This is a genomic window from Spiroplasma sp. NBRC 100390 (assembly GCF_001886495.1).
Classification (GTDB): domain Bacteria; phylum Bacillota_I; class Bacilli_A; order Mycoplasmatales; family Mycoplasmataceae; genus Spiroplasma.
Genome location: NZ_CP018022.1, coordinates 502747 through 515510 on the forward strand (window position 1 = coordinate 502747; position 12764 = coordinate 515510).

Here is a 12764-nt window from a genome sequence, read left to right on the forward strand (position 1 = left end):
TATTGCTTTTTTAATGTTAAAATGTTATGGTTTAATCGTGTCAAACATTTGATTACAAATTAATTATGAAAAAACTAATTTTCATCAATTGTTTAAGTTATTTTAATGTCATTATTTAAATAATATTGATAAACAATAAACAAAAAATAGAATAGGAATAAATTAAACTTTTAATTTATAAATTAGAAAATATTAAAGGAGGATATTAAAAATAAATGGATTCAAATTATATCCAAGGAAATTCAGAAAATTCTTTTGAAGGGAAAAAACCAGATAGTTTATGTCGTGCTGGTTGTATTTTATCAATTGTTATATCATCAATAGTATTAGGACTTTTTGTTCTTTTTGCATTATTGTCTTTTGTTATGACAACTGGTTATTTTGCTCCTTTTGGAACATTAGCTGCCATTTTGTACTTACTAATCGGATCAGTTCAAATTGCACCAATAGTGTTATGCACTGCGGTTTTGAAGGGGAAAGCAGAATCACATATTGCTGCGGGCATTGTTGCATTGTTGCTTTCATTTAATTTAATTGGTGGAATTTTAATTTTAGTTGGTAAATATGAGAATGAGAAAGTACAGTCAACTATTATTAATTAATAATAAGATTAATATTAAGAAAACTATTATTGTAAAATAATAGTTTTTTTATCGTTGTTTTAAGACAATAATGCTAATTTTATGCTATACATTATTTTAAGAATAATGTTATAATAAAATGAGCAAAATACGATGAAAGCAATGGTGATGAAAATGAAGATAAATTTTATTACAAAATATCAGAAATTTATTAATGCTTTCTTTATTCTTTTTTTAGGATATATTTTTTTCTCATCATCTTTTTCAATTATTAACCTTGAAAATAATTATAGTTTCTTAAATATTACTTTAAATTTATTATATTTATTTTTATCAAGTATTATTTTTCTTTTTTTTATTGGAATTCTAGCGCAAATCTTAGTTAATTTTCAACAAATTAAAAGAGAAACGCTTTCTACTTGAAAAGTAATCTTATATTCAAATTGACAAATTATTATTTTATGATTAGGAAATATCTTTTTAATTTCTGGTTTTTTATTTTTTGGCGAAACTTCATTAATGATGCAACTAAAAATAATAATTAGTTATAAAGCGATATATTCTTTTCTTATAATTTTTTGTTATGTCTTTTATGCGATTTTTACCCTTAGTTTTATTGCAATGTTATTACTATTTCGTCTATATATTGGTTATTTAAAAAACATTAATGATGTTATTTTTTCTAGTTATCAAACCTTTTGAGAAATAACATTAGCAAATAATATTTTTTATCAGCATCAACAATTGTCATTTTCTCTTTTATTAATGTTATTATTTAAAGGGTTTGTACGAAATCGCTGATTTTTGAAATGCACTTGTCTTATTGATAATTTGCGTAAAACAGAGTTACTAACACAATTTAAAAAACAATCAACACCACCTAGTTTTATTTTTAACTAAATTCAAATATCAAAAAATAAAAGAAAGAGTGTGAAAAAATGCCTGGTTTTAAGTTATTATTTAAAAACAATTTTAAAAACACAGTTAAAAATAAAATTCAGTTTGTTGGATTAGTTATTTTGGTGTTTTTAACTAGTTTTATTTTTACAATTATTGAAGTTTCAAAACAGCGTGTTGAAAATAATTATAATAATTTTATTTCTGAACAAGTAAGTAATCAACATGATTTTGTTGTTAATTTTAATGAAACTAATTATGTTAAAAATCTGAATGGGGGTGCTGATCAGTTTGAAAATATTACTGATGGGAATATTCGTCAGAATGCTATTTTAGAGTTTATTAAACAACAACTTAATAATAAGGATGAAAGTTTTTCTTATAATCGTGTTGAAGCACGGACATTTAGTTTGGGGAATAATAAGGTTATTAAAGCGGTAACATTAAATCCGAAGCAAACAATTGACCGGTTTGTTGTTTCTGATGGAATGCCAATCGCTTTTTATGAACAATATTGAGAATCAATTAATCGTGAAACAATGCATTGAATTTATTTAACGCCACAATTTGCACAGAAAAATAATATTAAAATTAATGATATTATTCGGTTACAAACAGATCGTTATGGAACGACAATTAAAGTTGCGGACAGTGAACTGCAAAAAGTTAATTTAGAACCATATGCGCATCAAGATATTAATAAATGATTGCCAACATCACCATATAGTAATGAGAATTGATTTCGGGTGGTTGGTCTTGGTCAATCTGCAGATTATATTACGCCAATCATTGATGCATCTCATCCATTTCCGAACATGCACAACGAAGGAATTGTTTATTTAGATCCGCGGTTATTTGGACTAGTTGAAACAGAAGCGACTGATACAACAGGAAAACATTATCAAGTAACAGCGTTAGATTTAACAAGACAGGTGTTAATTCCAGAAAGTCAGTTAGATCGTGAAATTTATTATGTTGGAAAATTTAAACAGACTAACAAAGATCAAATTCGCAGCGTCTATAGTCAAACGATTAATAATTATCTTAATAGTGAGCAGGGTCAACATATTGGGTTACATTCATATTATGTTAAAACATTATCAACTGGTTTGCCAGTTGCTACTTTTCGAACTGATAACCGTTATGAATTTGCAAAACGGATTACTTATTTTACAACAACACTAAATGCCTTTATTAATGGGTCATATATTTTAATTACCGTTTTATTAATTATTTCCTTTTTTGTCTTAATCTTAGTTGTTCGTCGTCAAATTGATGCAACCGGACCGCAGAACGGGTTATTACGGGCATTAGGATATCGCCGTCGAGTATTAACCCTTAGTTATATTTCATATCCATTAATGATTGCATTAATTGGTGGTGTAATTGGTTATGCCAGTGGAATTAGTGGCCAATTTACAATTAAATACTTATTTGGTTCATATTTTAATTTACCATATGGCAATTTTGTTTTTGCACCAATGGCATTATTAACTTGTGTTTTGTTTATCTTTGTTTTATTGACTTGTGTCACAATGATTAGTGGGACAATTATGATGGTATCACGAACACCATTACAATTAATTCGTAAGGAAAAATCGTTTTCAAATGGACGGTTGAAAAAAGCAGTTTATAAAATGTTTGCAATTCGTAAAACATTTGATGCTCGTTTTCAAGCAGTGCAATTATCAAATTCATTAGGAAAAATGGTTGGTGTTTCGTTAACAATGATTATTAGTACGATTATGATTACAATGTCAACGACAATTCCAATTATTTTACAAAACAATATTCGTTACTCATATGAAGGAGATAATTACAAAACATTAGTTGAATATAATAGTCCAATTTATAATTTACCAACAACTTTTTTAAAAACTTATGATCCAAGTCAAAAATCATGAGATAGTAAAAATAGTTTTTTACCAAATACGAATATGACAAGTGATTTAAACCAATATTTAAGAGATTTTGAAACTGGTCAAATTAATCCTGAAAATTATGCGCCAACATATGATGCTGAAGATATGCGATCATTATTATATCGTAACATTTCAAAAGAGTTTTTAGAAAGTAAAAAACTACAATCAAAGGATGCTGGTTTATCAAGAGCAATTTGTACAACATCATGAGGTGATTATAAGGATTATGGTTTAAATAGTTTAACAAAAACAACAATTGAACAATATTTACGAACAACAGAAACGGCACGCGAAAATATTAGTGCTTTAGAAAATTATCGATTATTTTATTGAAAATATCGGGATACGGTAGCTTTAAATATTAAACGCGACAAGTATTTTGATCAAACTGGAAATATTAGTTTAAATAATACTCTAGACCAAGAAATGTTTACACAAAGTGATTATCAAAGAGATTTTGGGCAAGGAAATGCTGTTATTGTATTAGATAATAATCATTTTCGTCCAGCTTTAGAACAACCCTTATCAACGTCATTTTATGATGTGTTAGATTCAGGAACAGGAAGTGACTTTAATACTCGTTTAAAAAAACCAATGTATGATTTATATAATTGAATTTATGCTTATTTTGTTGACAATGTTAATCAATGTTTTATTCAAGGAGTTTATTCACGTTCACCACAAACAGTTCGTGTTAAAATGCAAGAAGCTTTTAAAACACCAAACAGTAATTTTAACTTAACTTTTGGGGTAATTCCTTTTAACCCATTATCTGATGATCGAGGAACAATGGTTAATGCTGAACTTAACAGCATTGATTTTAAAATTTATGGAATTAATCAAACCTTTAAAAATCAAGTATTAACTAATAAAAATAAGGAAGATTTAAAACAAAAACTATTAGAATCAAATAATAACATCATTTTAAACGAAACATTAGCAAAACGATTAGGAGTTAAAGTTGGAGATACGATTGAACCGCGTATTATTCAAAGAGCATTGCTGGCAAGTGATCCTAGTATCACAGCTGATAGTATTTTACAAAAATGAGACGCAAGTGAGGTAACTGGGGCTAGTGCTGTTGGTAATGTCGGAAAATTAATGTTTAATGGGGATAATAACTATAAAAATAGTGTTTTAAAAGAAAACGCTAATGAATATGTTTTAAAAAGTGGCATTGATATAACTGACCCCAACTTTACAAGATCAACAATTTTAAACGATAAAATTGTTAATGGAAGTTACACAATTACTAATCAAACGAATTCATCACAATTTAAGGTTACTGGGATTACTAATCAATTTGGTGCTGCTCGTGCTTGAGTTAACGAAGAACGTGCTCAACAATTGTTGGGATATGATAAAACCAGGGATTATTTATTACGGTTATTCTTAAATGAGTGAACAAATTCTTTTGTTAAATCTGCTACAGATAAGGAGTTTTCACCAGCAAATAAAGCTAGTTTAAATATGTTAGAAACTTTTATTCAACAACATCCTGCTACAGCAGGGAATAATCATTTATGAGATGAATTTGTCAAATATTGAAAAAGCCGGCCAAGTAAGATTGATTGAATTGCTGTTTTTCAAAATGAATATCCTATTTTTAATTATAAAATTTCAAATAGTAGTAAAGTTGATGATATTGAAGCGGGTTTAGGAACAAGTCAATTATTTGGTGATTATAGTTTCTATGGTCTAAATGGTGGAATTAAACCAGTAACAGGAATTTCTTATCCATCATATTCAAATAGTGCGTTTGGCACTTTAATGCCAATTGAGCAAGCGAAAGAAATCTTAGGAAATATTGCAAAAGCTGTTAACGGAGTTGTATTCTTTATTATTGGAATTTCCTTTGTGTTAAGTTTTATGATTATTATTTTAACAAGTAATATTGTAATTGCTGAAAACCAAACCATTATTGCAACAATGAAAGTTTTAGGATATCGTAATCGGTATATTACAAAATTAGTTATTGGAATGTATATTCCAATCATTATCATTATGACAATTGCCGGATTTGGTTTTGGGTGACTTTTCTTAACGATTTCCAATATGATTTTGATTAAAATTGGGTTAGTATTACCATTATTTATGAATATAGTTATTCCAATTATTGCAATTGGGAGTGGGTTATTACTGTACTTTATTGCTTATTTAATTAGTTGATTTAGTATGAATCGGATTAATCCATTAATTGCGATTATGAATGCGGATTAAGGAGGGGATTAGGATGAAAAAACTGTTAGCAATTTTAACAACTAGTGTTTTAGCAATAACACCAGTAACAACAATCATTAGTTGCAATAAAAATAATGATTGAAATAATATTCCAGTTGACCCACCGGTATTGCCATTAGAAGTAACTGGATTTGAAGGCATTAATTTTAAAACAATTAATCCGCAAGATTCTAAACAAACAATTCCCAAATTATTAAATCAGTTAGCACAGTTATTTCAAGGATCAAAATGAGATTTTAATCAATTAGCTAAAAAATATAAATTTAATAATCAGACAAAATCACCAACCGAGATTGATTTATATCGAAATGGTGATTATGAATTAAATTTTAATGATGGAACAACAGTTAATACTTTAAAGATTAATAAGACGGTTATAACTTCGAATCATCTTGTTGATAAAATCAAAAGTATTGATTTGGGGGTTATTGATGATACACGACCAAAAACAATTTTAATTGCAATTGTTTTTAACAATATGCAACTTATTTCAGAATTAGACAAATTTGGAGAATTTTTTATTGGTCCACAAGAAAGTGATGTTTGAAATCAACAAATTGCATCAGTACCAAAAATCATAGTTAATAAAGATCAAAGTGGAGCTACTTTAAAAACGGGGAAAGACCATTGAACCGAACATGATGATCCAACGAAGGAATATTATGGATCAGTGGCTATTCATTTTTCGGTTAAAACACCAGTTCCTCCAACCGAAAAAGAAGATTTAGGTACAATGAAATTAACGACAGATTTAGGAAAATTACCAAAAGTTACAATTTTGCAAATAATGATGATGTTTATTAGTGCTAACTTTGTTAGCCAGTTAAAGCGCTTAAGTGCTTTACTAAATGATTTATATGTTACAGTTAATGATGATAAAACAGAAGCAATAATTTTTGCTTATGATAAATCACAATATTATATTGGTAAGGTTAATGTAACTTTTAGTTAATTAAGAAAAATTATTTTAAAAAAATCTTAATTTTAAGGTTTTTTTATTTTTTTTATTTAAAAATATGGTATAATATATTATAGGAAAAACTTTTATACAAAAAATACTATGATAGCAAAATATAAGGCCCTTTTTGAGAGATTTTATTTGATTTAATTATTTAAGGAGGCTTTTATAAATGCCAAAAGATATTTTTTATATTGCCAAAGAAATGTGCAATAAATGTTGAAAGCAGTTAATGCAAAGTATTAACAAAATTAAAAACAATGATTCTGATAATATTAATGATTTAATGTTTTGTCAGTATAATAATGAAAATGAAATTAATACAATTACGACTGATACAGTTCTTGTTATTAAATGTCGTAATAAGTTTTATGCTTTGTTTTGAAAACAAGATTTATTAAAATCAAAAGATGCATCTTTTGAAGATAGCGAAATTAAACCAGAACATGTTGCTGAAGTTTTAGCTTTTAATAAAATGTTAGCAAAAGGGATGACAACAGCTAGTCAAAGTAATAATAGTTTATATTATTTTAATAATGAAAGATTGACGGATGTTTTTGCAGCCGATCAAAAACTTGCGATAAAAAATGTGGGATCATCATCGTACCCAATTGCAAACTCAGACCAACAATTAGTACAAATTAAGGATTCAAAAAGAAAGGTCCATCGTTGAGTATGAATCATTCTTGCTATTTTATTATTAATATTATTAGCTGGTGGTGGTGCAATTGGATATGAGTTTTATCGTATATCAGCACGTACTAGTTTAATTAATTCTAACATTATTGGAGATGATGGGATTGAAATTGATGATGATGGTCAAGATCAAATTATTAAAGATGACAATGCTGATCAAATCCAAGATAATAAAGAGGGACAAGACCAGGATGGTAAAGATTCTAAGGATGGTCAGGACCAAGTTATCAAAGACAATAAAGATGATCAAGATGACAAAGATAATCAAATTCAAGATAACAAAGATGAACAAGACCAAGATAATCAAGATAGCAAGGAGATTCAAAAACAAATTCAGGATATTGATATTTCAAAATATAGTTTTGATTTTACCCAGAATAAAAGTAACTTGATTGAAGTAGATAAATTAGAAATTAATTTAATTAAACCAAAATTATTAAAATTAGAAGATGTTTCTGATTCATTACAAAACTTATTTAAAAATAATAACCTTAAAATAGTTTTAGCACAAGAACATGAAACATTAGCAGAAAAGGATGTAATTGTTGTTAATTTACAATTAGATGCTACAGAACTAGAAGGTTATACTGGACAAGCTATTCTTCGTCTTGCAGTTAAAATCAAGCAAGAAGTGCTTAATGGTGCTATTCAAATTAAGGGTATTACTAATTTAAATAAAGGTGTTAATGATGTTTATGAAACAACTAATTTTAAAAAACATTTTGAACCATTATTAAATTTATATGAAAAACCAGTTAAATTTACAGTTGAAACATGAACTGGATATTTACCTACACTTGGATTACCACTTGCCCTGTCACAAAACCCAAAAAATGTTTTAATGTCAGCTTTAAATGAGAGATACCTTCCAACTCGTGAGATTGTTCAAATTCGTAAAAATGGAAATATTCAAAATTTACGAATTCAATGAATATTTAGTAAAGAAAACAATAAGGACAAAATTATTGAACTTATGCCATATGCTTCAGAACAACCTTTTGATCAATCACATTTTCAATTAGATTTTAAATATAATTTGAAAATTAAATACACAGAAAATATTACCTAAAGGGTAATATTTTTTATTTTTCTTTGATTTTGGCTTTGTTTTTTGAAGTAAAAAAGCAGTATCAAAAATCATTAAAATGTTATATAATATATATGTATAACAAATTATTAAAAGATTTGAGGGGTGTAGGTGACAAATAGAGTATTAAGATCAGGCAAATCAAATTCATGATGGTCATTGATTTCTTTTTCAATTTTTAAAATACGTCGTTCAATGGCGGTTTGAGTTTTATTTATTTTATCAGTTGTTTTATTTGGAGCAATTGCCATTACTTTATTTTCTTCTTCAAAAAATGTTTACGAATTTTTTAAGAATTTTCAGTATGGAGTTTTTATTTTTAATAATATTTTATTATTGTTATTTATTTTATTAGTAATTATTAAGATTTTTGGTCGTGAATTTGAAGATGGAACATATTTATTATTAATTTCAAAACCATACTCACGTTTTGTTCTATTTTTATTAAAATTAATTGCACTTTGAATCTTAATTATTCTTTTTTTAGGAACAATTATTCTTTTTGCCTTTGGAATTGGTTATTTAGGCAATATATTTAATAAGGATCCTGAATATTTACGTGTTTATCAAAATTTATTACTAAAATTATTTCTTTATTCAATGACATTATCATTTTTTGCTTCAAGTGGGATTTTATTTGCGGTAACGTTTTTAAACTCACAAGTTGTTTTATTAATTGTTGTTATTTTCTGTAGTTTGTTTTTAGTTGGTGGGATGCCATATTCATTAATTATGAGTTTAGCAAAAACAGTTGAATTATCATTTGCTAATGATAGTATTACTCAAAACTATCCAGTTCCAATTATTAAAAGTACGATTAATTTTAAAAAAAATCTTAAAAAGGATTTAATTAAATATCCCCATTTAACAAATGCGATTTGAAACTTTTATGATCAATGAAGTTATAATGATTTAAATACAGTCTTTAAAAATGATGATTATAAAGATATTACTAGTGATCCAACATTACGAGTTCGTCGATTAGAATTTTATAAAAGTTTAGGGTTAACTGTTCCAAAGGAAGAAGAATTTGAAATTAAAACCCTTAAAGGATGAGATTCATCAACAAGATATCTTTATGATGGTAAACTTCAAGATCTTAAAACAATTATCCTTAATGTTGGATCAGCGACTGGGAAAGATGTTTCAATGAAAGTTAATTTTGCAACAGATTATTTTTTTAAATCAGAGCAAGAATTAGACCAAAATGACCCAATCCAAAAAGAACTTGCAGATTATATGAAAGTTGTTTTAAAAGCAGCTCATTCATGACAACCTTATATTAGTATGAATCTTTATAGTGGAGCATCATCGTTATTTTATTTTAATCGTGAAACTTCATATTATAGTTTATCAGCTCCGGGTGATAGTAAATTAGTATCAGTTGATCGGAAATTATCAGAAGGAAATGCATTTAATCCAACGGATGTTTTTACACAAGAATACCAGAATGAATATAAAGGACAATTGTCAGATTACAACAATGGTAGTGATTTTAGAGAATGAATCTTAGATTATTTTGATATTCCAACCCTTTTTGTTCTTCGTGAAATTGAAATTGATCTTTTAAAGAAAATAATGGACTATAAATTACTTGAAGAACAACCAATAAAAATTACCTCTGAGTGAATTAAATATGATGATTTAATGAACACTTATGGGTTAATTTCGAAGTTTAATATCATTGAACATTGAAACCAAATTTGAACTGCTTCGTTAAACTTCACACCATATTGATTTGAACCATTACAGCGAAGTAACATTGACTTTGATGTTCAAAATAACTATTTAATGAGTTATCAAGATTTCCGGTTATCCTTAGGAGCTGATAAGAAAATTGATGTTAACCCAGCGCCATTCTTAAACATTAGTTTAATTCAATACATTTATTTAGCTTTATCTGGGGTTTTCTTAATATGTTCTTATTTAATCTTACGTCGTAAAAATATTACTTAAAAGGTGAAAGGGGATGCTCAAAAATGAATAATAATGCATTAGTGGTTAGTGAAGTTGCAATTTCATCACGAAATTTTACCAAAAAATTTAAAAATAGTATTGTTGGTCCTTTTAATTTTAATGTTGGACGGGGTAAATTGCATGCAATTTTAGGAGCTTCTGGGAGTGGAAAAACCGTTTTTATTAAATCTTTAATTGGTGGATTAAAAGGTTTTAAGGGTGATATTTCTATTTTTGGAAAAAAAGCAACCAAAGTTGGGATGAAAAAAATGATTGGTTATGTTCCAGAATTTATTACTTTTCCAGAAAACATTAGTTCTTATAATTTTTTAAAATATATGGGGAAAACAAATGGTTTACGAGGAAGATATTTACGTGAGCGAATTGAATACTTAATGAAGTCTTTAGAAATTTGAGAACACCGTGATAAAGATGTTAATTCTTTTTCATCAGGAATGAAAAAACGAGTTATGATTATTCAAGGAATTATCCATGATCCAGAGATTTTAATTTTAGATGAACCTGAAGCTGGACTAGATATTAATAATCGAAAAAAAATTATTTTTTATTTAAAACAATTAACCTTACGAGGAAAAACAGTCTTTTTTTCATCGCATTTACTAGATGAAATTAAAGAATATATTGATGAATTTACAATGGTAATGAATGGGACCCAAATTTATAGCGGTCAATTAGCGGCTTTTAATATTAAAAACAGTTATTATCTTGTTACTAATAATCCACTGGCGATGATGCGTTATTTTAACTCTAATCGGGTACCAAATTGATATGACAAGGCCAATAATTATTTAAATTTTGTTTTAAATTCACCGTTGCATTTATATTATGTTACGCAATATGCTTTAAAGAAACGGATTAAGATTACAAAAATTAGTGAAGTTGAGTTTTCATTTGACTTCTTACTACAAAAATTAAATATTACTTTGCCGCCCAATATGACAACAAACCGAAAATTACGAAAAAAACAAATTCAAAAGAGTCAAAAATTTTTACCAGGACCGGGAATGGGTCCCGGCCAAGGCCCTGGTGGGTATGGGCGATAGCAGATATTAAAGTTAAGAGAAATATTTTTAAAGGAATCAAAAAAATTTAAGAATATTTTTTTTATTTTTTTTGTTTATAATTAGATTAGGTCCAAACAAATTCGAAGAAAGAAGGAACAATAATGGAATATGATATTTCAAGAGAACAAATTGAAAGTACATATAACAAAATTAAAAATCATATCATTAAAACTCCAGTAATTTATGCAACGAAATTAAGTAATATTACTGATAACGATGTCTATTTAAAATTAGAAAACTTACAACGTGCAGGCTCATTTAAATTACGGGGGGCCTTGTCAAAAATGATGGCTCTTGAGCCAGCAACAATTAAAAAGGGCGTTGTTGCGGCAAGCGCTGGAAATCATTCCCAAGGAGTTAGTTTTGCAGCTAATTTATTAAATGTTCCAGCAACAATTGTGATGCCAAAAACAGCTCCAATTAGTAAAATTAATGCAACTAAAAATTATGGTGTAGAAGTGATTTTGCATGGTGATTTTTTTGACGATGCCAATAAAAAAGCGTTAGAGATTGCAAAAGCAGAAGATAAAGTATTTGTCCATGCTTTTAATGATCTCGATGTTATTATTGGTCAGGGAACAATTGCAATAGAAATATTAGAAGAATTGAAAGATGTTGATTATATTCTCGTCCCAATTGGCGGGGGGGGAATTCTTTCAGGAATTGCAAGCTATGTCAAAGCTGTAAATCCCAATTGTAAATTAATCGGTGTGCAAAGTCAAAATGTTCCGAGTTATTATGAAGCAAGGAAAACCAATAAATCGTTTTCAGTTCACGGTAAATTATCAATTGCCGATGGGATTGCGGTTAAGCAAACTGGCGATATTACCTTTAATATTTTAAATAAATATGTTGATGATGTTATCCTTGTATCAGAAGCCGAAATTGCTGAAACAATTTTATTTTTGTTTGAAAATTGTAAAATTGTTGCTGAAGGAGCAGGAGCAGTAACAACTGCGGCAATGTTATTTAATAAATTAAATGTTAAAAATAAAAAAATTGTTTGTGTTTTATCAGGCGGAAATATTGATGTAACAACCTTTTTAAATATTACAAACCGTGCTTTGATTAATCAACGCCGTCGGGTTATTTTAAAAATTGATGCTCCGTTAGGGGAAGGACATTTAACAAAAATTACTAATGTTGTTGATTCCCATGGAGTTCAAATTCATAAAATTTCTGATTCACAATTAGAAAATAGTTTAGAAATTAATCGCGAAATTATTCGATTAGTAGTTGATATTAATATAAAAGCTGAATTAGCAAACATTGTTACTGACTTAGAGAATTTAGGATATACTGTTATGGAAAAAGAATTTATTAATTTAATTACTAAATAAT

The 12764-nt window shown here is 27.6% G+C and carries 8 protein-coding genes; all 8 read left to right on the forward strand.

Translation table 4 applies throughout. The features are described from left to right. Positions 1-215: 215 nt before the first annotated feature. The 8 genes from S100390_RS02290 to ilvA all read left to right on the forward strand — a co-directional run bounded on the left by S100390_RS02290 (position 216) and on the right by ilvA (position 12763). Positions 216-602: a hypothetical protein gene (locus S100390_RS02290; RefSeq protein WP_070406675.1), complete on the forward strand. Its 387-nt coding sequence runs from the start codon at positions 216-218 to the stop codon at positions 600-602. 147 nt (positions 603-749) lie between these two features. Next, the gene (locus S100390_RS02295; RefSeq protein WP_231918073.1) at positions 750-1481 is read left to right on the forward strand and encodes a hypothetical protein; all 732 of its coding nucleotides are present in this window, start codon (positions 750-752) and stop codon (positions 1479-1481) included. A gap of 38 nt (positions 1482-1519) precedes the next feature. Continuing rightward, positions 1520-5620 (forward strand): ABC transporter permease, encoded by a 4101-nt coding sequence (locus tag S100390_RS02300; protein WP_070406676.1) that lies wholly within the window; start codon positions 1520-1522, stop codon positions 5618-5620. A 13-nt stretch (positions 5621-5633) separates the two neighbouring features. Then, positions 5634-6593: a hypothetical protein gene (locus S100390_RS02305; RefSeq protein WP_070406677.1), complete on the forward strand. Its 960-nt coding sequence runs from the start codon at positions 5634-5636 to the stop codon at positions 6591-6593. A 178-nt stretch (positions 6594-6771) separates the two neighbouring features. Then, positions 6772-8364: a hypothetical protein gene (locus tag S100390_RS02310; protein ID WP_070406678.1), complete on the forward strand. Its 1593-nt coding sequence runs from the start codon at positions 6772-6774 to the stop codon at positions 8362-8364. Between the two features lie 129 nt (positions 8365-8493). Then, entirely contained in the window at positions 8494-10338 is a 1845-nt protein-coding gene (locus tag S100390_RS02315; RefSeq protein ID WP_070406679.1) for an ABC transporter permease, read from the forward strand. Between the two features lie 23 nt (positions 10339-10361). Beyond that, positions 10362-11402, forward strand: coding sequence for an ABC transporter ATP-binding protein (locus tag S100390_RS02320; RefSeq protein WP_070406680.1), 1041 nt, complete (start codon positions 10362-10364; stop codon positions 11400-11402). Positions 11403-11524: 122 nt separating this feature from the next. Then, complete coding sequence (gene ilvA / locus S100390_RS02325; protein WP_070406681.1) at positions 11525-12763, forward strand: threonine ammonia-lyase; 1239 nt, start codon at positions 11525-11527, stop codon at positions 12761-12763. The last annotated feature ends 1 nt before the right edge of the window (position 12764 follow it).